The organism is Pseudomonas hormoni (genome assembly GCF_018502625.1).
GTDB classification, from domain to species: domain Bacteria; phylum Pseudomonadota; class Gammaproteobacteria; order Pseudomonadales; family Pseudomonadaceae; genus Aquipseudomonas; species Aquipseudomonas hormoni.
This window is the reverse complement of record NZ_CP075566.1, coordinates 1290150-1314107: the sequence shown is the minus strand read 5'-3', so window position 1 is coordinate 1314107 and position 23958 is coordinate 1290150. Positions and strand designations below refer to the sequence as shown.

At 60.2% G+C, this 23958-nt stretch carries 15 protein-coding genes and 1 other RNA gene; 7 read left to right on the top strand and 9 right to left on the bottom strand.

The features are described from left to right. Positions 1-235 precede the first annotated feature (235 nt). Positions 236-550, top strand: coding sequence for a helix-turn-helix domain-containing protein (locus tag KJF94_RS06060; RefSeq protein WP_214381906.1), 315 nt, complete (start codon positions 236-238; stop codon positions 548-550). Between the two features lie 182 nt (positions 551-732). Here KJF94_RS06060 and ffs read toward each other — a convergent pair. The 6 genes from ffs to KJF94_RS06030 all read right to left on the bottom strand — a co-directional run bounded on the left by ffs (position 733) and on the right by KJF94_RS06030 (position 10144). Next, positions 733-829, bottom strand: an RNA gene (ffs, locus tag KJF94_RS06055) — signal recognition particle sRNA small type. A gap of 128 nt (positions 830-957) precedes the next feature. Beyond that, positions 958-2121: a zinc-binding metallopeptidase family protein gene (locus KJF94_RS06050; RefSeq protein ID WP_214381904.1), complete on the bottom strand. Its 1164-nt coding sequence runs from the start codon at positions 2119-2121 to the stop codon at positions 958-960. 165 nt (positions 2122-2286) lie between these two features. Further along, the gene (ligA, locus tag KJF94_RS06045) at positions 2287-4644 is read right to left on the bottom strand and encodes an NAD-dependent DNA ligase LigA (RefSeq protein WP_214381902.1); all 2358 of its coding nucleotides are present in this window, start codon (positions 4642-4644) and stop codon (positions 2287-2289) included. Between the two features lie 236 nt (positions 4645-4880). Then, complete coding sequence (zipA, locus tag KJF94_RS06040; protein ID WP_017337515.1) at positions 4881-5735, bottom strand: cell division protein ZipA; 855 nt, start codon at positions 5733-5735, stop codon at positions 4881-4883. Positions 5736-5993: 258 nt separating this feature from the next. Next, positions 5994-9482, bottom strand: coding sequence for a chromosome segregation protein SMC (gene smc, locus KJF94_RS06035; protein ID WP_214381901.1), 3489 nt, complete (start codon positions 9480-9482; stop codon positions 5994-5996). 2 nt (positions 9483-9484) lie between these two features. Continuing rightward, on the bottom strand, positions 9485-10144 hold the full coding sequence (locus KJF94_RS06030; RefSeq protein WP_214384740.1) for a GntR family transcriptional regulator: 660 nt from the start codon (positions 10142-10144) through the stop codon (positions 9485-9487). 267 nt (positions 10145-10411) lie between these two features. On the opposite strand from KJF94_RS06030, the gene xdhA reads away from it, so the two are divergent. The 4 genes from xdhA (at position 10412) to guaD (ending at position 16558) form a co-directional block, all read left to right on the top strand. Then, a complete protein-coding gene (gene xdhA, locus KJF94_RS06025; RefSeq protein WP_214381900.1) occupies positions 10412-11866 on the top strand; it encodes a xanthine dehydrogenase small subunit in 1455 nt (484 codons plus the stop codon). Next, positions 11859-14258, top strand: a complete 2400-nt coding sequence (gene xdhB, locus KJF94_RS06020; protein ID WP_214381899.1) for a xanthine dehydrogenase molybdopterin binding subunit — start codon at positions 11859-11861, stop codon at positions 14256-14258. The genes xdhA and xdhB overlap by 8 nt, the downstream gene beginning before the upstream one ends. A gap of 141 nt (positions 14259-14399) precedes the next feature. Next, on the top strand, positions 14400-15245 hold the full coding sequence (gene xdhC, locus KJF94_RS06015) for a xanthine dehydrogenase accessory protein XdhC (RefSeq protein WP_214381898.1): 846 nt from the start codon (positions 14400-14402) through the stop codon (positions 15243-15245). A gap of 8 nt (positions 15246-15253) precedes the next feature. Then, positions 15254-16558: a guanine deaminase gene (gene guaD, locus KJF94_RS06010; RefSeq protein WP_214381897.1), complete on the top strand. Its 1305-nt coding sequence runs from the start codon at positions 15254-15256 to the stop codon at positions 16556-16558. Positions 16559-16736: 178 nt separating this feature from the next. On the opposite strand, the gene KJF94_RS06005 is transcribed toward guaD, so the two are convergent. Further along, positions 16737-17501 carry a GntR family transcriptional regulator gene (locus KJF94_RS06005; RefSeq protein WP_008027375.1) on the bottom strand — a complete coding sequence of 255 codons (765 nt, stop codon included), beginning with the start codon at positions 17499-17501 and terminating at the stop codon, positions 16737-16739. A gap of 392 nt (positions 17502-17893) precedes the next feature. On the opposite strand from KJF94_RS06005, the gene KJF94_RS06000 reads away from it, so the two are divergent. Then, positions 17894-19084: a benzoate/H(+) symporter BenE family transporter gene (locus KJF94_RS06000; protein WP_214381896.1), complete on the top strand. Its 1191-nt coding sequence runs from the start codon at positions 17894-17896 to the stop codon at positions 19082-19084. A 180-nt stretch (positions 19085-19264) separates the two neighbouring features. Here the strand turns inward: KJF94_RS06000 and KJF94_RS05995 are convergent, their stop codons facing one another. Beyond that, entirely contained in the window at positions 19265-19609 is a 345-nt protein-coding gene (locus KJF94_RS05995; RefSeq protein ID WP_007896965.1) for a YggL family protein, read from the bottom strand. Between the two features lie 234 nt (positions 19610-19843). Here KJF94_RS05995 and dacB point away from each other — a divergent pair, with 234 nt between their 5' ends. Then, positions 19844-21304 (top strand): D-alanyl-D-alanine carboxypeptidase/D-alanyl-D-alanine endopeptidase, encoded by a 1461-nt coding sequence (gene dacB / locus KJF94_RS05990; RefSeq protein ID WP_214381893.1) that lies wholly within the window; start codon positions 19844-19846, stop codon positions 21302-21304. 129 nt (positions 21305-21433) lie between these two features. Here dacB and KJF94_RS05985 read toward each other — a convergent pair whose 3' ends face one another. Further along, the gene (locus KJF94_RS05985) at positions 21434-23824 is read right to left on the bottom strand and encodes a sensor domain-containing diguanylate cyclase (RefSeq protein WP_214381891.1); all 2391 of its coding nucleotides are present in this window, start codon (positions 23822-23824) and stop codon (positions 21434-21436) included. Positions 23825-23958: the final 134 nt, after the last annotated feature.

The window sequence follows — 23958 nt, the reverse complement described above, 5'->3', positions numbered from 1 at the left end:
TCGGTAACATTTTGCACGGCCTCAGGATCGCTTTAGCGCTCCGCATACCGCCCGCAGAAGCGCAATGCTGGCTCTTCCATATCTGCCGAACTTCCGAAAACAGATCACCGAATACCCCTTTGGATCGGCGATTCTACGAAATGCATCACATTTTGCAAAGCAAGGTGATGGATCATGCGGTTGTCTAATGTAAAAATCTATCGTTAAGTTCTTGATTCTAAATGGGAATTGAGCGATGCAAATTTCAAGTTTGGGTCCAGCCATCCGGCGTTACCGCAAGGTCGCGGGGCTTACTCAGGCTGAACTCGGCGAAAAAACCGGTTTTGACCCCAAAACCATCAGCCGCTTCGAAACCGGCACCTACACCCCCAGCGTGGAAGCCCTGTTCCTGTTTGCCGACGTGTTGGGCGTGAAGCTGAAAGCCTTTTTCGCAGATTTGGGCGACGAAGATGAACAGCGGGCGTACCTGTTCGCAGTCATACATAAAGCCACCCCGAAGGATCTGGGAAAGCTGATTGCAGCGGTTGACCAGGCCTTGTCCAAGCCTTAGTGGCAGAAATGAAAAAAGGAGGCCGACTTGTCGTGGTTCGACAGGTCGGCCTCCTTTTTTTGCGCCGTTTTCAAAAACGGAAACGACGAAAATCCGCCTTGAACAAGATCCATGGCAGAACAATAAAACGGTATTTTTGATGGATAACGCGAGAGAAGGCTCGCGGGGCGTTATGGAGGCAACCCCACCAGCCACACCCCGGCACACAATGTTCCCGCTGTGGCTGCTTCCTTCCGGATCTGACCAGGTTCACGGGTAATCGTTGCGGGGGGACCGATGGGATCACCATAACGACGCTCACCTGACGGCGAGCCGCGCCATTGTACCTGTCTGAGACGAAGTTACAACCGTTCGGGCGGATTAAAAAATATGAACGGCTTCAAGGACATGCAGTACGCCTGAAAATCTTATTGCGCCAACACCTCATCCGCCCTGCCGCCCTCCTGCTGGATCACCAGGTGAATGAAGTGCAACTTGGCGATCACCGCCGGCGGCAGGACGAACGGGTAGAAATCCGGCTGACCCATGCTGCGCGACAGTTCGTTGAGCATGCCGGCCAGTTCGATCCAGGCATTGACGAAGGACAGGAACGCCGCGCCGCCCGGATGCTGCGGATCGTAGAGCGTTGTGGACGGAAATGGCTGGAAGTCGAAATCCATTTCCCTCGCGCTCATGCCGAATCCGAGGGCAGTGTCTACCGCATCCATCATGTGCAGGTAGTGCGCCCAGGTTTCCGCCCAGTCTTCCCACGGATGCATGGTGGCGTAGGCGCTGACGAAGTGTTGCTGCCAGTCGAGCGGCGCGCCTTGCTGGTAATGGCGATCCAGGGCATCGGCATAACTCGCGCGCTCGTCACCAAACAGGTTGCGAAACGGCTCCAGCCACGGGCTGTTGGCAATCAGCCGATCCCAATAATAGTGCCCGACCTCATGGCGAAAGTGCCCGAGCAAGGTGCGATACGGTTCGCGCATTTGCACCCGGACCTGCTCGCGGTGGGCGTCGTCGGCTTCCTTGATATCGAGGGTGATCAGGCCGTTGGCATGGCCGGTGGTCGGTGGTTTGCCTTCGAGGTCGACACCAATGAAATCGAAGGCCAGGCCGGTCTCTTCGTCCACGGTCTTGGGGATGACCTGCAAACCCAGGCTGACTAACTGCGCGACCAGGCGACGCTTGGCAGTCTCGACCTTGCGCCAGCGTTCGTGATTCTCAGGAATCGATAAATCAGGAATGGTGCGATTCAGGCTACAGGCGAGACACAACGCATCATGGTCGTTGGCGGGCAACAGCCAGTTGCACGCGGCAGGGGAATCGAGATTGGCGCAGCGGCGGAACACACCGGCGTCGGGATCGGCGCCCAGAACCCAGGTGTCCGCCTGCAAGCCGGGTTGCAGCGACGACAAACGACTGTGTTCAGGCTGATAACCCAACGCCGCCGAACAGGCCAGGCACTGGCTATTACGAAAGAACAGCGACTGCCCACAGCGGCAATGCCAGACCTTGCTGTTGCGCGAACGCTCGCCGATGAAGGGCGCGGCAATGCGCGAGCTGAGCTGTTCGAAGAAGCGGTGCATGGCGATCTCCCTGGGGCTTGCCAAGACTAGATCATTGTCGCGCGAAGATCGTTCCGTATTCTTTGTGACGAGGGAGCTTGCTCCCGCTGGGGCGCGAAGCGGCCCCAAAAAATGGGACTGCTACGCAGTCCAGCGGGAGCAAGCTCCCTCGCCACAGGTTTTGTGTCAGATCGAGACGCCTTGTTTTTTCAGGAAATCGACAAACGCTTCTTCATCGAGAACCTTCAACCCCAGCTCATTAGCCTTGGCCAACTTCGAACCGGCACCCGGCCCGGCCACTACGCAATGGGTCTTGGCCGACACCGATCCGGCCACCTTGGCGCCGAGGCTTTCGAGTTTGTCCTTGGCGACGTCGCGGCTCATCAATTCCAGCGAGCCGGTCAGCACCCAGGTCTGTCCGGCCAGCGGCAGTCCTTCGACGACCTTCTTCTCGCTCTGCCAGTGCATGCCGAAATCGCGCAGCTGCTTTTCAGCGGCCTCAGCGATCAGGCGATTGTCCGCAACCGCAAAAAACTCGCGGACCGAATTGGCCTGTTTCTCCGGCAGCGCCTGACGCATGTCCAGCCAGTCAGCGCCGAACACGCCTTCCAGCGAACCGAACTTGTCCGCCAGTTTCTGCGCCCCGCCCGGCCCGACCGAAGGAATGTGCAACTTGTCGAGGAAACCGCCCAGCGTGGTGCTCGCCGCAAACTCGGCGCCCAGGTCGCCCTGATCCTGAATCTGCAGACCATGCTTGAGCAGATCCGCGATCACCTGTTGGTTATGCGCATCTTCAAAGAAGCTGTGAATCTCGTGAGCCACTTCCAGACCGACATCCGGCAAGTACGTGAGCACCTGCGGTAATGCTTGCTGAACCCGCTCCAGCGAACCGAGAGAGCGCGCCAGGACCTTGGCCGTCTCCTCACCGACATCGGGAATGCCCAGGGCGTAGATAAACCGGGCAAGGCTCGGTTTTTTACTGTCTTCGATGGCGCTGAGCAGCTTCTTGCTCGACAGCTCGGCAAACCCCTCCAGATCGACAATGTCGTCAAACTTCAACGCATAAAGATCGGCCGGAGAACTCACCAGGCCTTCATCGACCAGTTGCTCGACGCTTTTATCGCCTAGCCCCTCAATGTCCATCGCGCGACGCGAGACAAAGTGAATGATTGCCTGCTTGAGTTGCGCACCGCAGGCGAGTCGCCCGACGCAGCGATACACCGCGCCTTCACTGACGGTCTCGCGCCCCTTGCTGCGCTTGACCAGCTGCGTGCGTTCGACATGGGAACCACAAACCGGGCACTTCTGCGGAATCTGCACCGGACGCGCATCATCCGGACGGCGCTCCATGACCACTTGCACCACTTGCGGAATCACATCGCCCGCACGGCGGATGATCACAGTGTCGCCGATCATCAGGCCCAGACGCGCGACTTCGTCCATGTTGTGCAACGTCGCATTGGCCACGGTGACGCCCGCCACCTTGACCGGCTTCAAGCGCGCCACGGGGGTTACCGCACCGGTACGACCGACCTGGAATTCCACATCGAGCAACTCGGTGAGTTCTTCCATGGCCGGAAACTTGTGGGCAATCGCCCAACGCGGCTCGCGAGCGCGGAAACCCAGTTCACGCTGGGAGGCGATGCTGTTGACCTTGAACACCACGCCGTCGATTTCATAGGCCAGCCCGTTGCGGCGCTCGCCGATATCGCGGTAGTAATCCAGGCACTCATCGATACCGTGCGCCAGTTTCAGCTCGCGACTGATGGGCATGCCCCACGCCTGAAGCTGCTTCAGATTGCCGATGTGCGTGTCGGCAATGTCCGCCGAAACCTGGCCGATGCCGTAGCAGCAGAACTCCAGCGGGCGGTTGGCAGTGATCTTCGAATCCAGCTGGCGCAAACTGCCCGCCGCCGCGTTGCGCGGGTTGGCGAAGGTCTTGCCGCCGACTTCCAGCTGCGTGGCGTTGAGCCGTTCGAAACCCGCTTTGGACATGAACACTTCGCCGCGCACTTCGAGGGTCGCCGGCCAGCCGCTGCCTTGCAGTTTGAGCGGGATGTTGCGCACCGTGCGCACGTTGACGCTGATGTCTTCGCCAGTGGTGCCATCGCCGCGAGTCGCGCCACGCACCAGCACACCATCCTGATAAAGCAGGCTGACGGCCAGGCCATCGAGCTTCGGTTCGCAGCTGTATTCCACCGCCGCCCCGCCGCCGAACAAGTCGCCGGCCGGCAGGTCCAGACCTTCCGTCACACGGCGATCGAACTCGCGCATGTCGGTTTCTTCGAAGGCGTTGCCGAGGCTGAGCATCGGCACTTCGTGACGCACCTGAGTGAATGCCGACAGCGCCGCGCTGCCGACGCGCTGGGTCGGCGAGTCGCTGGTGATGAGGTCGGGGTTGGCCGCTTCAAGGGTCTTGAGCTCATGGAACAACCGGTCATATTCAGCGTCCGGAATACTCGGCTCGTCCATCACGTGGTAGCGATAGTTGTGCTGATCCAGCTCAGCGCGCAGCTCTAGAATGCGGGTTTTGGCGGCGGTCATGGGTGTTCTCTCATAAAGCAAAAGAGCAGCCGAGGCTGCTCAATCTTTTAAATACGGTAGCTTAAAGCTATGGACACTGTGGCGAGGGAGCTTGCTCCCGTTCGGCGGCGAAGCCGTCGTAAAACTGGTAAATGCGGTGTTGCTGCCTGAATGGGGACCGCTTCGCAGCCCAGCGGGAGCAAGCTCCCTCGCCACAGCAAGCTCCCTTGCCACAAGAGCCCGCCCCGTCATTCGATTTAGCGCTTCTGGGTCAGTGCACGACGTTCGAATTCTACGATGCGCTGACGGTAATGCTCGATCGTCTGCGCAGTCAGTACGCTGCGCTGGTCATCCTTCAGTTCGCCATTCAGCTCCTGGGACAACTTGCGTGCTGCAGCCACCATCACATCAAAAGCCTGCTTCGGATGACGCGGGCCCGGCAGACCGAGGAAGAAACTCACGGCCGGGGTGCTGAAGTGGTCGATGTCGTCCAGATCGAAGATGCCCGGCTTGACCGCATTGGCCATGGAGAACAGGACTTCGCCATTGCCGGCCATGCTTTCGTGGCGGTGGAAGATGTCCATTTCGCCGAAACGCAGACCGCTTTCCAGAATGTTCTGCAACAGCGCAGGGCCTTTGAAACCGGCAGCGTCGCGGCAGATCACGCTGATCACAAGCACTTCTTCGGCTTGCGGTTGTTCCTTGTCGCTGACCGAAGGCGAGGCCTTGGTGTCATCCGGGAAATCGTCGTCACGGCTGCTGAAGCTCGGGCCGCCGTCCAGATCCAGGCTGAGGTTCATGTCGCCTTGCGACGGTTCGCCATGGCCACGCTTGCCGCGCTTGGAACCCGACTCACGCGGTTCACGGGCAGGCATGCTCACCGACGGCAAGTCGTGCTCGTCCAGTTGCGGTTCTTTGTGGGTATCCAGGACGCGGGGCGGGCCCAACAGCTCGGCGCTGGTGTCCTCGTCCGGCAAATTGGACAGACTCCGGTCAAGACGGAATTTCAGTTTTCCCTTGCCGCCGCGCATGCGACGCCAGCCATCGAAAAGAATACCGGCAATGACAATAATGCCGATGACGATCAGCCACTCGCGCAGACCGATTTCCATTTAATCCCGTGCCTCTATAAAAAATGCTGAAAAATAAGGGGTTTACAACTCGCAAACCGCTTTAAAACGTGGCGCCAACTCTATGTTCTGACAGGCGTTTTGCCCACGTATACGAAAAATTGACATTAAACTAGCACGACCAAAGGCAACTTTACACCGTCTGTCACAATGGCTTGCGCGAATATGTCGATTGGCCAGCAAGTAGAGGGAGGTAAAAAAGTCGTACAGACTAAAAATACCCGCCTTACAAGCGCTGGCTCAGGCCTCCACCATCGCCATCGCCTCCTCGACATCCACTGCCACCAGACGCGAGCATCCCGGTTCGTGCATCGTCACCCCCATCAATTGTTCGGCCATTTCCATGGCGATCTTGTTGTGGGTGATATAGATGAACTGCACCGTCTGCGACATCTCTTTCACCAGCCGTGCGTAGCGTCCAACGTTAGCGTCATCCAGTGGCGCATCAACTTCATCGAGCATGCAGAACGGCGCCGGATTCAACTTGAAGATCGCAAAAACCAGGGCCAATGCGGTCAGGGCTTTTTCGCCGCCGGAGAGCAAATGGATGGTGCTGTTCTTCTTTCCGGGCGGCTGCGCCATGATCGTCACCCCTGTATCGAGTAGATCTTCGCCCGTCAGTTCCAAATACGCGCGACCTCCACCGAAAACTTTTGGGAAAAGCGCCTGTAAACCGCCATTGATCTGATCAAAGGTGTCTTTGAAACGATTCCGGGTTTCCTTGTCGATCTTGCGAATCACGTTCTCGAGCGTGTCCAGCGCTTCCACCAGATCGTCGTTCTGCGCATCCAGATAACGTTTACGCTCTGATTGTTGCTGATATTCGTCGATGGCCGCGAGGTTGATCGCACCGAGGCGCTGAATGCGTGCGGCAATGCGCTCGAGTTCTTCTTCCGCGTCCTTCTCGCTGGCTTCGGTCGTCAGCGTGGCGAGCACACCGTGCAGGTCGTAGCCGTCTTCCAGCAACTGATCTTCCAGGGTCTTGCGGCGCACGGTCAGGGCTTGCCATTCCATGCGTTGCGTTTCCATCTGGCCACGAATCAACTGCGATTGCTGCTCGGCCTGGTTGCGACGCTTCTCGGCGTCACGCAGTTCACGGTCGGCGTCTTCGAGGGCGATCTGCGCGGTCTTGAGTTCTTCGTCGACGGTCATGCGCTTGTCGAGCAACTCTTCGAGCTTCAGGCGCAGCTCTTCCAGCGGTGCCTCGCCCTCCTCCAGATTGAGGCTCAGTTGTTCGCGTTTTTCAGTCAGGCGCTCGGACTGCATTTCCAGCCGTTCCAGCGCCTGACGCGTCGAGTCGTGTTGCGCCTTGAGCGAGCCCAGACGCACCGCCAGTTGATGCGCATGATCCTTGTGTTGCCGGGCTTCCTGACGTACACGATCCAGCCGCTCGCGCAGGCTGTCGCGCTGGGCCAGCAGCAACTCACGCTGCTCGGTGTCCAGCGCCATGGCATCGAGGGCTTCCTGCAACTGCAGGCGTGCTTCGCCGATGTTTTCGTGCTCCAGGGCGCGCTGCTCGGCCAGCTCGGTAAGCTCTTCATCGAGCCGGGTACGGCGCAACGTCAGTTGCTCGACCTTGGCTTTGCCGGCGGATAACTGGGCCTTCAATTCGCCTTGCTGACGCGCTTCGTCTTGCAGCAAACGACGTAAATGTTCGCGACCGTTTTCCTGCTGACGCTGCTGCGCCCTGAGATTTTGCAGTTGGGTTTCGAGGGTTTCGACCGTGGCCTCGCGCTCTTCACGTTCGATGCTCAGGCTCTGGATTTCCTGACCGCGAGCCAGCACGCCGCTTTCCGCTTCGCTGGCCCGACGCACCCGCAGAAAGTGCCGACCGACCCAGTAACCGTCGCGACTGATCAGGCTCTGGCCGGCGCTCAACTGACCGCGCAGGGCCAAGGCCTGCTCGAGACTTTCCACCGGCTTGACCTGCCCCAGCCACGGCGACAGATCGATCTGCGCTTCAACCTTGTCGAGCAGGCTGCCGGGCACGCGCACGCCATCGCTCGCGGGGCTGAGCAAGCGCAAATCGCCCTGGGCAAAACCGGCCAGATCGAAATCGCCGAAGTCATCCACCAGCACCGCTTGCAGATCGGCGCCAAGCACGGTTTCCACCGCCAGCTCCCAACCCGCTTCAACTTTCAAACCTTCGGCCAGACGCGGACGGTCTGCCAGATGTTGTTCACGCAGCCATTCAGCGGTGCCGGTGCCCGGATCGAGCGCGGCTTGCTGCAAGGCTTCGAGGGACGCGAGACGACCGTTGAGGCGCTGCAAATCGCCCTGGGCTTGCTGCTGCGCGGCCAGCGCGTGCTGCAACTCCTGACGCAGTTGTTCAAGCTTTTCGACCTGAGCTTGTTCACTGGTCTGCAAATCCTCAAGCGTCGCTTCGGATTCAGCGAGCTGCTCGCTGAGTTCCATGATCGCAGCATCTTCCGGGTCCGCCGAGAGCAACGCGCGCTCTTCGCCGAGGCGCTTCTGGCGATCGGCCAGACGCTCCATGCTGGTTTCCAGCTGCTGGATGCGCGACTGCAGGACTTCGGACTGGCGACGTGGCTCGGCGGCGGTCAGGTTGAATGTGTCCCACTGCTCCTGCCAGCCGTGCATGGTGGTTTCGGATTCTTCCAGCGCGGCGGCGGCTTCTTCGGCAGCAGCGCTGGTGACTTCCTGCTCCGGCGTGAGCATGTCCAGCTCTTCGCCGAGGGTCAGCAGCAACGTGCGGTCGTGGCCCAAATGCGATTCGGTTTCCAGACGCGCGCGCTCGGCTTCTTTCAGATCGTCCTGCAGCTGACGCAGGCGTTGCTGACCGTGCTGGATGCTCTGCTCGACCCGGGCGATGTCGCCGCCGACCGAATAGAAACGCCCCTGCACCAGATTGAAGCGTTCGGACAGGTCATGGTGCCCGTCACGCAAGCGTTCGATGCTCGCGTCGGCGTTGCGTTGCTCGGCCACCAGCGCTTCGAACGTGACTTCCTGGGTGCCGATGATCGCTTCGCGCTGACCGACCTGCTCGTTCAACGCCTGCCAGCGCAAGGCTGACAGTTGAGCCTTGAGCTGACGCTCCTCGCCCTTGTATTCCTGATACTTCTTGGCGGCCTCGGCCTGGCGGTGCAGGCGTTCGAGCTGACGCGTAAGCTCTTCGCGCAGGTCCGTCAGGCGCTCCAGGTTTTCGTGGGTGCGACGAATGCGGTTTTCGGTCTCGCGCCGGCGCTCCTTGTACTTGGAGATGCCCGCCGCTTCTTCAATAAAGTTGCGCAAGTCTTCAGGCTTGGACTCGATCAGCTTGGAGATCATCCCCTGCTCGATGATCGAGTAGCTGCGCGGGCCCAGGCCGGTTCCGAGGAAGATGTCGGTGATATCGCGGCGCCGGCACTTGGTGCCGTTGAGGTAATAGGTGGTCTGGCTGTCGCGGGTGACTTTGCGGCGAATGGAGATTTCCGCATAGGCGGCGTATTCGCCAAGCAGCGTGCCGTCGGAGTTATCGAACACCAGTTCGATGCTCGCCTGGCTCACCGGTTTGCGGCTGGTCGAACCGTTGAAGATGACGTCGGTCATCGACTCGCCACGCAGGTTCTTCGCCGAGCTCTCGCCCATCACCCAGCGTACGGCGTCGATGATGTTCGACTTGCCGCAACCATTGGGCCCGACCACTGCCGCCATGTTACTGGGGAAGTTCACCGTGGTCGGATCGACGAAGGATTTGAACCCCGCCAGTTTGATGCACTTGAGCCGCACGCTTAAGCGTCCGTCAGGGCAGAGATCACCAAATCGCAACTGCGCTGGCAATACGCGTTCAGCACGGTGCGGATCTGCGCATAGTCACGGGCGATCACGGCCGCAAGCAAGCGTTCGAACAGTTCCAGATACTCGCTCATCGAGGCCTTGCGCTGCTCCAGGGCGAGGAAATACGCACGGCTCATGGCCGGTTGCAGATTCTCGACGGTTTCCTGCAAATACGGGTTGTTGGCAAACCCGTACGTGGCGCGCATCACATTGAAACTGTCGTCGACGAAGGCATGGATGTCCTGGCGCTCGTAGCTCGCGGTCAGGCGCTGCTGGATCTGCACGAACGGCGCCAGGTCGGCCTGGACTTTCCAACCAGTGGCCACGGCATTGGCGAGCAGGATGTACATCTCGCCCATCAGCGTGCACAGGCTCTGCACCTTGTGCGCGGTGAGTTCGGTCACATGCGCGCCGCGTCGCGGCAGGATCGCAATCAGGTGGCGGCGCTCGAGGATCAGCAAGGCTTCGCGGACCGAGCCGCGGCTGACATTGAGGGCCAGCGTGACCTTCTGTTCCTGGATGCGCTCCCCGGGCTTCATTTCGCCACGAATGATACGTTCGGCGAGGTGGTGAGCGATTTGCTCGGCGAGGCTGTCCGGCGCCTTGAACGTCATGGTTGTCCCTTCAAACTCTTCGATCTGCACAAGCGGCGCAGTGTAGCGCACATGGAGGGTCATGGCGGAGTGCCCACTCGGCGGTTTTTGGCACGAATCCCGCAAAAAGCAGGCAATCCCGTGAGGGTCAATAATGAAGGAACAGGTTGTTGATCGACAAAATGCTATTTCCTGACCTTTAAGTCAGAAAATCATTGACCCGAAAGTCAGACCTGATAAATTCGGTCCAAGTCGGTTAACAACAATAATGAGTCTGCGAGGCCTTCCGTGATCCAGTTTTTACTAAACCAGGAACTCCGTAGCGAGCACGCCCTGGACCCGAACCTGACCGTGCTCAATTATCTGCGCGACCATGTGGGCAAACCCGGCACCAAAGAAGGCTGCGCCAGCGGCGACTGTGGCGCGTGCACCGTGGTGGTCGGCGAGTTGCAAACGGATGACGATGGCCGCGAACACATTCGCTATCGCAGCCTCAACTCGTGCCTGACGTTCGTTTCGTCGCTGCACGGCAAACAATTGATCAGCGTCGAAGACCTCAAGCATCAAGGCGAACTGCACAGCGTGCAGAAAGCCATGGTCGAGTGCCACGGCTCGCAGTGCGGTTTCTGCACCCCTGGTTTTGTGATGTCGCTGTTCGCGCTGCAAAAGAACAGCGATCAGCCGGACTCGCATAAAGCGCACGAAGCGCTGGCCGGCAACCTCTGCCGCTGCACCGGCTATCGGCCGATCCTGGAAGCTGCCGAGCAGTCCTGCTGCGGTAAACAGCCGGACCAGTTCGATGCTCGCGAAGCCGATACCATCGCCCGCCTGAAAGCCATCGCCCCCACCGACATCGGCGAACTCAACAGTGGCGACAAGCGCTGCCTGGTGCCGCTGACCGTCGCCGATCTGGCCGACCTGTATGATGCTTATCCACAAGCCCGGCTGCTGGCTGGCGGTACGGACCTGGCGCTGGAAGTCACCCAGTTCCACCGCACCCTGCCGGTGATGATCTACGTCGGCAACGTCGCCGAGATGAAGCGCATCGAACGCTTTGATGATCGCCTGGAAATCGGCGCCGCCACCGCCCTCTCCGATTGCTATGAAGCCTTGAAAGCCGAGTACCCGGACTTTGGCGAACTGCTGCAGCGCTTCGCTTCCCTGCAGATTCGCAACCAGGGCACCCTCGGCGGCAACATCGGCAACGCCTCGCCGATCGGTGACTCGCCACCGCTGCTGATCGCCCTCGGTGCGCAAATCGTCCTGTGTAAAGGCGAGACCCGCCGCACCCTGGCGCTGGAAGACTACTTCATCGATTACCGCGTGACCGCGCGCCAGGAAAGCGAGTTCATCGAGAAGATCATCGTGCCCCGTGCCAGCGCCGAACAGCTATTCCGTGCCTACAAGGTTTCCAAGCGTCTGGACGATGACATTTCCGCCGTCTGCGCCGCCTTCAATCTGCGCCTTGAAAAAGGTGTGATTGCCGATGCCCGCGTGGCGTTTGGCGGCATGGCTGCCATCCCGAAACGCGCCGCCCACTGCGAGGCCGTGTTGCTCGGTTCACCGTTCAACAATGCCACCGTCGAACGCGCCTGCGCCGCACTGGCCGAAGATTTCACGCCGCTCTCGGACTTCCGCGCCAGTAAGGAATATCGCCTGCTCAGCGCGCAAAACCTGCTGCGCAAATACTTCATCGAACTGCAAACGCCGCACATCGAGACTCGGGTGACCGCTTATGTCTAACCATCACGCCGTAGAGAAGACCCAGGCCGAACTGGCTGAACTGTTCGCCAAGGACCTGACCACCGGTGTCGGCCGCAGCGTCAAGCACGACAGCGCCGCCAAGCATGTGTCCGGTGAAGCGCAGTACATCGACGATCGACTGGAATTTCCAAACCAGCTGCACGTTTACGCCCGGTTGTCGGACCGCGCCCACGCGAAAATCATCAGCATCGACACCAAGCCATGCTATGCCTTCGAAGGCGTGCGCATCGCCATCACCCACGAAGACGTGCCGGGTTTGAAAGACATCGGGCCGTTGCTGCCGGGTGATCCATTGTTGGCGATTGATGATGTGCAATTCGTCGGTCAGCCGGTGCTCGCCGTCGCCGCAAAAGACCTGGAAACCGCGCGCAAAGCCGCGATGGCCGCGATCATCGAATATGAAGATCTGGAGCCAGTGCTGGACGTGGTCGAAGCCTTGCGCAAACGCCACTTTGTGCTCGACAGCCACACGCATCAGCGTGGTGATTCGGCCGGCGCCCTGGCCACCGCAGAACATCGTATTCAAGGCACGCTGCACATCGGCGGCCAGGAACACTTCTACCTCGAAACCCAGATCTCTTCGGTGATGCCGACTGAAGATGGCGGGATGATCGTCTACTGCTCGACCCAGAACCCGACTGAAGTGCAGAAACTGGTGGCCGAGGTTCTGGACGTTTCCATGAACAAAATCGTCGTCGACATGCGCCGCATGGGCGGTGGTTTCGGTGGCAAGGAAACCCAGGCCGCGAGCCCGGCGTGCCTGTGCGCAGTGATCGCGCACCTCACCGGCCAACCAACCAAGATGCGCCTGCCGCGTGTCGAAGACATGCTGATGACCGGCAAGCGTCACCCCTTCTACGTCGAATACGACGTTGGCTTCGACAGCACCGGCCGCCTGCACGGCATCGCGCTGGAACTGGCTGGCAACTGCGGTTGCTCGCCGGACTTGTCGGCGTCGATTGTCGACCGCGCGATGTTCCATGCCGACAACTCGTACTACCTGGGCGATGCGACCATCAACGGTCACCGCTGCAAGACCAACACCGCGTCGAACACCGCTTACCGGGGTTTCGGCGGTCCGCAAGGGATGGTCGCGATCGAAGAAGTGATGGACGCGATTGCCCGCCACCTGGCCCTCGATCCACTGGCGGTGCGCAAGGCCAACTACTACGGCAAGACCGAGCGCAACGTCACCCATTACTACCAGACCGTCGAGCACAACATGCTCGAGGAAATGACCGCCGAACTGGAAGAAAGCAGCCAGTACGCCGAGCGCCGCGAAGCGATTCGTCGCTACAACGCCAACAGCCCGATCCTGAAAAAAGGCCTGGCGCTGACGCCGGTAAAATTCGGTATTTCCTTCACCGCCAGCTTCCTCAACCAGGCCGGCGCGCTGGTCCACGTCTACACCGACGGCAGCATCCACCTGAACCATGGCGGCACGGAGATGGGCCAGGGCCTGAACACCAAAGTCGCGCAGGTCGTGGCCGAAGTGTTCCAGGTGGAAATGAACCGCGTGCAGATCACCGCGACCAACACCGACAAAGTGCCGAACACCTCGCCGACCGCCGCGTCCAGCGGTGCCGACCTGAACGGTAAAGCCGCACAGAACGCGGCTGAAATCATCAAGAAACGCCTCGTGGAATTCGCTGCGCGCCAGTACAAGGTCAGCGAAGAAGACGTGGAATTCCACAACGGTCACGTGCGGATCCGCGATCACATCCTGACCTTTGAAGCGCTGATCCAGCAGGCGTATTTCGCTCAGGTGTCGCTGTCGAGCACCGGGTTCTACAAGACCCCGAAAATCTTCTACGACCGCAGTCAGGCGCGGGGTCGGCCGTTCTACTACTACGCGTTTGGTGCGGCGTGCTGCGAAGTGATCATCGACACCCTGACCGGCGAGTACAAGATGCTGCGCACCGACATCCTCCACGACGTCGGCGCATCACTAAACCCGGCGATCGATATCGGGCAGGTCGAGGGTGGTTTCATCCAGGGCATGGGCTGGCTGACCATGGAGGAGCTGGTCTGGAATGCGAAAGGCAAACTGATGACCAACGGCCCGGCGAGCTACAAGATCCCGGCCGTGGCGGACATGCCGCTGGACCTGCGGGTGAAGCTGGTGGAGAACCGCAAGAACCCGGAAGACACGGTGTTCCACTCCAAGGCCGTGGGCGAGCCGCCGTTCATGCTCGGCATCGCGTCGTGGTGTGCGATCAAGGATGCGGTGGCAAGTCTGGGCGACTACAAGCATCAACCGAAAATCGATGCACCGGCGACCCCGGAGCGGGTGTTGTGGGGGTGTGAGCAGATGCGGCAGTTGAAGGCGGCGAAGGCTGTGGAAGCCGAGATCGAGTTGGCTTCGCTCTAAGACCGAGGTGCGGCCATCGCTGGCAAGCCAGCTCCCACAGTGTTTTGTGGTGCCCACAGAATTTGGATTCAACACAATTCCTGTGGGAGCTGGCTTGCCAGCGATGAGGCCCGAACAGACAACAAAGATGTCGAGGTGAATATGTACAACTGGATCGACGCCCTCGCCGACCTGCAATCCCAGGGTGAACCCTGCGTGTTGGTGACCATCATCGAAGGGCTCGGCTCGACGCCGCGCAATGCCGGCTCGAAGATGGTCATCAGTGCCACCCAGACCTTCGACACCATCGGTGGCGGGCATCTGGAGTACAAGGCCATGCAGATTGGCCGCGACATGCTGGCCAGCGGCAAGCAGGACACGCACCTGGAGCGCTTCAGCCTCGGCGCCAGCCTTGGCCAGTGCTGCGGCGGCGCGACCGTGTTGCTGTTCGAACCGATGGGCCAGGTCCAGGCGCAGATCGCCGTGTTCGGCGCCGGCCACGTTGGCCGCGCGTTGGTGCCATTGCTCGCCAGCCTGCCCTGCCGGGTGCGCTGGATCGATTCCCGGGAAGACGAGTTCCCGGAGCAGATTCCCCACGGCGTGCGCAAGATCGTCGCCGAAGAACCGGTGGATGAAATCGACGACCTGCCCGCCGGCAGCTACTGCATCGTCATGACCCACAACCACCAGCTCGACCTCGAACTCACCGCCGCGATCCTCAAGCGCAACGACTTCGCCTACTTCGGCCTGATCGGCTCGAAGACCAAACGGGTGAAGTTCGAACATCGCCTGCGTGATCGTGGCTTCGACAGCGCGGCGCTGCAGCGCATGCGTTGCCCGATGGGCCTGGGCGAAGTCAAAGGCAAGCTGCCTGTGGAAATCGCCATCTCCATCACCGGCGAAATCATCGCCACCTATAACGCGAATTTCGGCCAGCAGACCGCCAGCGCCGGATCGTCGATTGCCAAACTGCTGCCTGCTTCACGCCGCAGCCAAGCCTCCAACTGAGAACGCCCATGCCTCTGACTCGCAAAGCCTACCGCGCCGCCATCCTGCACAGCATCGCCGACCCCGCCGAAGTGGGCATCGAAGCCTCATACGAGTATTTCGAAGACGGCTTGCTGGTGGTCGATAACGGCCAGATCAGTGCCCTCGGTCACGCCAGCGAATTGCTGCCGACCCTGCCGGCCGATATCGAGATCACCCATTATCAGGACGCGCTGATCACCCCCGGTTTCATCGACACCCACATTCACCTGCCGCAAACCGGCATGGTCGGCGCCTACGGCGAGCAGTTGCTGGACTGGCTCAACACTTATACGTTCCCGTGTGAAAGCCAGTTTGCCGACAAGTCTCACGCCGACGAAGTCGCGGACATTTTCATCAAGGAACTGCTACGCAACGGCACCACCACCGCGCTGGTGTTCGGCAGCGTGCACCCGCAATCGGTGAACTCGTTCTTCGAGGCCGCCGAACAGCTGGACCTGCGGATGATCGCCGGCAAGGTGATGATGGACCGCAACGCGCCGGACTACCTGACCGACACCGCCGAATCCAGCTACGTCGAAAGCAAGGCGTTGATCGAGCGCTGGCACGGCAAGGGTCGCTTGCACTACGCCGTCACTCCGCGCTTTGCGCCGACCAGCACCCCGGAACAACTGACCCTCGCCGGCCAGTTGCTGAGCGAATATCCGGACCTGTACATGCAGACCCACATCAGCGAAAACCTCAAGGAAGTCGAATGGGTCAAGGCGCTGTTTCCGGAGCGCAAGGGTTACCTCGATGTCTACGATCATTACCAGTTACTGGGCGAGCGCTCGGTGTTCGCCCACGGCGTGCACCTGTGCGACGACGAATGCGCGCGACTGGCCGAGACCGGTTCGGCGATTGCGTTCTGCCCGACCTCGAACTTCTTCCTCGGCAGTGGCCTGTTCAATTTGCCGATGGCCGAGAAGCACAAGCTGAATGTCGGTCTGGGCACGGACGTTGGCGGTGGCACCAGTTTCTCGCTGCTGCAAACGTTGAACGAGGCCTACAAAGTCATGCAGCTGCAAGGTGCGCGACTGAGCCCGTTCAAATCGCTGTACCTGGCGACCCTCGGCGGTGCGCGTGCGTTGCGTCTGGAAGACAAGATCGGCACGTTGCTGCCGGGCACTGATGCGGACTTCCTGGTGCTGGATTACAACGCTACGCCGCTGTTGAGCTATCGCTTGAAGCAGGCGAACAACATTGCCGAGACGTTGTTTGTGTTGATGACGCTGGGGGATGACCGAACTGTTCTGCAGACGTATGCGGCGGGGAATCAGGTGCATCAGCGTTAAGGTTTTTCGGGCATAAAAAATCCCCCGCAGCTTTTCAGCCCGGGGGATTTTTATTGCCTGGAAGATTGCTATCGCTGGCAGGCCAGCTCCCACAGGGCATGAGGTGAAACACACATCCTTTGAACGCCACAAATCACTGTGGGAGCTGGCCTGCCAGCGATTGGGGCACCTCGGTCCGTCAGATTTTCGCTGGCGAACGCCCGGGCTTCTTGGTCTGCAACAAATGCGAGAACACCGCATGCAAATCATCCGAAGCACTTTCCTCGTCGAGGTTGAGTTTGCTGTCGATGTGATCCATGTGATGCATCATCAGGTTCACTGCCAACTCACCGTTACGCGCTTCAATGGCGTCGATCAGTTGGGTGTGCTCGTCGTAGGAACAGTGCGAACGGTTGCCGCTTTCATACTGGGCGATGATCAATGAAGTCTGCGAAACCAGGCTGCGCTGGAAGCTGATCAGCGGTGCATTCTTCGCCGCTTCGGCCAGCTTCAGGTGAAATTCGCCCGACAGACGGATACCGGCACCGCGATCGCCACGGGAAAAGCTGTCGCGTTCGTCGTTGACCATCTGGCGCAATTCGGCGATCTGCTCGGCGGTGGCGTGTTGCACCGCCAGTTCAGTGATCGCCCGCTCGACCAGACGCCGGGCGAGGAATACCTGACGCGCCTCTTCTACACTCGGGCTGGCAACCACGGCGCCACGGTTCGGCCGCAGCAGCACGACGCCTTCATGGGCCAGGCGCGACAGCGCGCGGCGAATGATGGTGCGACTGACCCCGAAAATTTCCCCCAGCGCTTCTTCGCTCAACTTGGTGCCGGGCGCCAGGCGCTGTTCGAGGATGGCCTCGAAGATATGCGCGTAGACAATATCGTCCTGGGTACCGCTGCGGCCGGCTTTGCCTGCTCGCGGTTGTTTCTTGAGGGGTTGCAACTGTTCGTTCATGGGCACTCGAGTCGGGAGAACTGCGGCGAATTGACCGTGACTGTAATACGGCACAGTGGGTCGCTGGCAAGTATCGCGTAAAAAACACCGCGATTGTACACAATGGATGGTGGCAACACGACTGTACGGCTGTTTGGCGCCTTTGCTGTATTGCAACGATTGCTTACGTTTGAGTTTAGGCTTGAATCCATAAATTTGAGATCCGTACAAACTCTGTGGCGAGGGAGCTTGCTCCCTCTGGGCTGCGAAGCGGCCCCAAAACCAACCTGGGCGCGGCTTCAAACAAATCGTGTTTGTAGTGTTTACGACGGCTTCGCCGCCGAGCGGGAGCAAGCTCCCTCGCCACAAAAGCCATGCTGAATTTATCGTTATTCATAAGGAACACCGTTGTCATGAACGACGCCACGCACACGCAGCTCCGCCCATTGGCGGACACGTCCCCTTCCGCCATCGTCGCCGGTTTCATCGCGATGATGACCGGCTACACCAGCTCCCTGGTGCTGATGTTCCAGGCCGGGCAAGCGGCCGGATTGACCAGCGGGCAGATTTCGTCGTGGATCTGGGCGATTTCCATCGGCATGGCGGTGTGTTCGATCGGCCTGTCGTTGCGTTATCGCACGCCGATCACCATTGCCTGGTCGACACCCGGCGCGGCGTTGCTGATCACCAGCCTGGGCGGCGTGAGCTACGGCGAAGCCATTGGCGCCTACATGACCTGTGCGGTGCTGGTGACTGTTTGTGGTTTGACCGGCAGCTTCGAACGGCTGGTGAAGAAGATTCCGGCGTCATTGGCCGCGGCGTTGCTGGCGGGGATTCTATTCAAAATCGGCAGCGAAATTTTCGTCGCTGCCCAGCATCGCACTGCGCTGGTACTGGGAATGTTCTTCACGTACCTGGTGATCAAGCGCCTGTCACCCCGCTACGCCGTACTCGCTGCATTGCTCATCGGCACGGCGTTGTCAGGGTTCATGGGGCTGCTGGATTTCAGCGCGTTTCACCTGGAAGTGGCGACGCCGGTCTGGACCACGCCGCACTTCTCCCTGGCCGCGACCATCAGCATCGGCATCCCGCTGTTCGTAGTGGCGATGACCTCGCAGAACATGCCGGGCATCGCCGTGCTGCGTGCCGACGGTTACACGGTGCCGGCCTCGCCGCTGATCACCACGACGGGCATCGCCTCGCTGCTACTGGCGCCGTTCGGTTCCCACGGGATCAACCTGGCGGCCATCAGCGCGGCGATCTGCACCGGCCCGCATGCCCACGAAGATCGCAACAAGCGTTACACGGCGGCGGTGTGGTGCGGGATTTTCTACGGGATCGCCGGGGTCTTCGGCGCGACGCTGGCGGCGTTGTTTGCTGCATTGCCGAAAGAACTGGTGCTGTCGATTGCGGCGCTGGCGCTGTTCGGTTCGATCATCAATGGCTTGAGCATTGCCATGACCGAAGTGAAGGAGCGTGAAGCGGCGCTGATCACCTTTATGGTCACGGCATCGGGGCTGACGCTGTTTTCCATCGGTTCGGCGTTCTGGGGGATTGTGGCGGGGGTGGTGACGTTGCTGATCCTGAACTGGCGTAAAGCCTGAGGGCCTCTTCGCGGGCAAGCCTCGCTCCTACGGAATTGGAGTCGTTCGCATAATACATCCGTAGGAGCGAGGCTTGCCCGCGAAGGCATTCCTGAGATCGCTATCGCAGCCGAGCCATGCGCCAACAAAAAGCGGACATAAAAAAACGGCGACCCTTGGGTCGCCGCTTCTTTTATGACATCAAGCTACCGGATTGATCGGCTTTTCCGGGTACCAGACGTCGATCAGCGGGCTGACGGTGGCTTCGGTCAGTTCGCTGCGGCCTTTGAGCCAGGCTTCAACAGCAGCACGCTGCTCTTCGGACACCGAGCCACGCTTCTGCAGGCAAACCAGACCGAAGTCGTCGCCGCCAACATAGCCCAGACCGTTGGCCTCCATGGCTTCTTTCAGGAACGCATCGAGGAAAGCATCAATGGCTTCATCAGCCAAATCTTCTTTGAAATCCAGGTTCAGTTCGAAACCCAGCTCTTGAAATTCATCGACGCACAGTTTTTTGCGCAGACGCTGGGAACGGTTAGTCGCCATTGGAACAATCCTCATAAGTAATAACGGGCGGCACTTTAGCAGTTTAAGCCGCCAATTGCCCGATTCTCTGGGCGTAACCCGTTACCGCCGGTAAAAAAATAGCGGATTAGGTGACCGGGGCACGGCACAAGCCGCTACACCTTGGGGCATAATGCCGACACTTTCATGACCACTGAGGGAATTTATCTCCATGCCCTCGTCTTTTTTCCCCTCGGCTGTAGGGTTTTATTTCACATGATCAAATCTTTGCGTCCACTGCTGCTGGCCAGTCTTCTTCTCCCCCTGGCCCTCCCCGTTTCCGCCGCCACCATCAACACCGCGCTGTCGCCCAACGTCGAAAAGGCTCTGAAGGCCAGCAAGTTGCAGGACAACGCTCTGTCGCTGGTGATGATCCCGCTCAACGGCCCTGGCACGCCGACCATTTTCAATGCTGACGTTTCGGTCAACCCGGCCTCGACCATGAAACTCGTCACCACGTACGCCGCCCTGGAAATGCTCGGCCCGAACCATCAGTGGAAAACCGAGTTCTACACCGACGGCACGCTCAGCGGCGGCATTCTCAACGGCAACCTCTACCTCAAGGGTGGCGGCGACCCGAAACTGAACATGGAAAAACTCTGGCTGCTGATGCGCGACCTGCGCGCCAACGGCGTGACCCAAGTCACCGGTGACCTGGTGCTGGACCGTGGTTTCTTCGTGCAACCGCAATTGCCCGAGTTCAACGATGACGGCAATGACGAGAACAAACCGTTCCTGGTCAAACCCGACTCGCTGCTGGTCAACCTCAAGGCCTTGCGCTTCGTGGCGCGCAACGATAACGGTCGGGTGCTGATTTCGGTCGAACCGCCGATTTCCAGCATCCGCATCGAAAACCAGGTCAAGGCCGTCAACTCCAAGCAATGCACCGGTGGCGTGCGTTACAACCCGGTGACCCAGGCCGATGGCACCGTGAACGTGACCGTCGGCGGTCAGCTGGGCGATGGCTGCAGTTCCCAGACTTACCTGTCATTGCTCGACCACGCGACCTATACCGCGGGCGCGGTCCGGGCGATCTGGAAAGAACTGGGTGGCAGCATTCAGGGCAAGGATGTTCTGGCACCGACGCCAAAAGACGCCAAGGTCCTTGCTCGCGCCTTCTCGCCGGACCTGGCGGAAATCATTCGCGACATCAACAAATACAGTAACAACACCATGGCTCAGCAGTTGTTCCTGAGCCTGGGCCAGAAATTCCGCACCGACGCCGACAGCGACGACGCCAAAGCCGCCCAGCGCGTGGTGCGTCAGTGGCTGGCGAAGAAAGGCATCACCGCGCCGCACCTGGTGATGGAGAACGGTTCCGGCCTGTCCCGTGCAGAACGGGTCAGTGCGCGTGAAATGGCCGCGATGCTGCAAGCCGCGTGGCGCAGCCCGTACGCCGCCGAGTTCATCAGCTCGATGCCGATTGCCGGCACCGACGGCACCATGCGTAAACGCCTGAAGACTACAGCGATGCGCGGTGAAGCCCACGTCAAGACCGGCACCCTGAACACCGTGCGCGCGATCTCCGGTTTCAGCCGTGACGTCAATGGCAATACCTGGGCGGTGGTGGCGATCCTCAACGACAAGGCACCGTTTGGTGCGTCGTCGGTGCTGGATCAGGTGCTGCTGGATTTGTATCGCCAGCCGAAACTGCCTGATACGGCTTCGGTGTTGTAAGACACCACAAAATCCAATGTGGGAGCTAGCCTGCTAGCGATAGCGGTATGTCAGTCGACACATGTATTGACTGACACACCGCTATCGCTAGCAGGCTAGCTCCCACAGGGGGTTGTGTGCAGCCAGCAGTTAATTCATCTCCCCCTGAACCCGATCCCGTCCCGCCTGCTTCGCCGCATAAACCCCCGAGTCCGCCCGCAGCAGCAACGCATCCGCGCCCTCATCGACGCGCCAACTGGCGATCCCGAAACTCGCGGTGACGATCCCGACGTCGTCGATCGGCGAGCTGCGCAAGCCTTGCCACAACTCCAGCGCCAACCCATACGCCTGCTCGCCGTCGATATCCGGGCAGAGCACCATGAACTCCTCACCGCCCAGGCGACAGAACACGTCAGTACGCCGCAGCCGATGGCCGATCCGCTCGCACACCGCCTGTAATACCCGATCACCCACCGCATGACCGTACTGGTCATTGATGCGTTTGAAGTGGTCGATGTCGAGCATGATCACCGACAACTCGCCACCACCGCGCTCGACCCGGGCCATTTCGGTGGTCAGGCGCTCCTGGAAGTAGCGGCGGTTGTGGATCCCGGTCAGCGAGTCAGTAATCGACAGCGCCCGCAGCTCTTCTTCCACCCGTTTCAGGTCGGAGATATCCGAGACGTAGCCATGCCAGAGCACCCCGCCACCGGGCAATTCTTCCGGGGTCGCTTCACCCCGGACCCAGCGCAGGCCACGTACCGGCAGCACCACGCGGTATTCCTCGCGCCACGGGCTGAGCGTGTCCGCCGACGCGCGGATGGAGGCGCGAACCCGGGTGGTGTCCTGCGGATGAATCCGGGTGAAAATCGCTTCAGCGTTGAGCAGCATCACATCCGGTTCGAGCTCATAGATTTCGCGGATGCCATCGCTGGCGTAGATCACACTGAAGCGCCCGTCGAATTCCATCTTGAACTGGTAAATCCCGCCGGGCACATGGGCGCTGAGTTTCTTCAATAACAGATCCCGTGCGGCGAGCGCCTCATACACTCGCTTGCGCTCGGTGACGTCGATGCAGATTGCCAGGTGCCCGACCCACAGCCCTTGCTCGTCGAGCACCGGGGTCGCCAGCATGTTCACCGTCAAATGGCTGCCGTCGCCGCGAACCAGGGTCCACTCCCGCGCTTCGTGACCGCCCTCCTCGCCGCCCTCGACCAGCATCGCCTGGCAGGTCGGAATCGGCTTGCCGTAGCGCGCGCTCAATTCCGCCGAGCGCGCCAACAGTTCCCGGGGCAGGTGCAGGTTTTCCAGGGTCATGTGGCCCACCACGTCCAGGCTGGAGTAGCCGAGCATCTGCTCCGCTCCGGCGTTGAACGTGTTGATGACGCCGCGCAGGTCGGTGGCGATGATCGCCACCTGAGTCGCGGCATTCAGCACGCCGCGCAGCTGACCATGGGTGCCGCGAAGTTCCTGCTCACGGGCGCGCAGCTCCTGGGTCCGCTGCTCGACCATTCTCAACGCCCGCTGACGCTGACTGACCAGCACATAAAGCAGCGCGCTGAGCATCAGGCTGAGCAAGCCACCCAGCACCACCACGCTGGTGACCGAAGAATGGTTGGCTTGCAGGAAGACCTCGCTGGGCTGGATATCGACTTGATAGTCGTGATCGGCAAGCCGCAGCAGCCGGGTTGCGGACAACTCGCTGACGGCAGGCCCGTTAGGGGATTCATAGAGCACTTCGTGCTGATCGTCGGTGGACAAGTCGAGGATACGCACCGACAGGTAATCGCGGACCGCCTCCGGCAACCCGTCGGCCAGCAACTGACGCATGCTGATCACCGCCATCACGTAACCGTAGGGTTTGGTTGCCGGACTGTTGCGGGACACGACCGGCGCAACCAGCAGCACGCCCCGGGCATAGGCCGGCTCGATACTGACCAGGGCCATCGGCTGCGACACCGCCATCCGGGCATTCTGGTCGGCCCGTTCGAGGGTGGAACGGCGCAGGGGTTGCGCCAGCAAGTCGTAACCCAACGGCGAGCCGAGCCGGCTTTGCGTCTGGCTATACAGCACCACCACGTATTCATTCCGATCGGCCGCCAGTTGCAGTTGGCCTTCGGCATTGAGCTCACGAACGCTGAAATCGGATAAACCTTCCTCGCGCACCTGGCGCTCAAATTCCGTGCGCTCGGCACCGCTGACCCGCCGGGCAAACGAATACGCCTGGGTTCGATGCAGCAGAGGTTGGGTGTAACCGTTGAATTCCTCGCGGTCGACCGTATCGGAATTGGTGAAGAACCGGCGCAGGCCGTCGAGGCGCTGCTCCTGATCTTCAAAACGCTCTTCGATACGGCTGTAACGTTCACTGGCCATCAGCTGGAAACGTTGCCGCAATTGCTGGTGAAACAGATTCAGGGTCGACCAGGCCAACAGCCCCGTGAGCACGCCGCCGACGACCAATACCAGCAGCGCGACCAGCCAGGCCGAAACATCTTCACTGATAAAACCCAGGATCTTGGGGCGCACGGCGTGCAACGACATAGAGGCAACTCAAAACGCCAGGTGCCGGAAAAGCCCATTGGCCATGCGTTGAGTTATAGCTATTAGCCATCAATTTGACCAGCACTGAAAGAAGCCAAGAGCCTTTAAAAATCAAGGCTCTGTGGATCCAATGC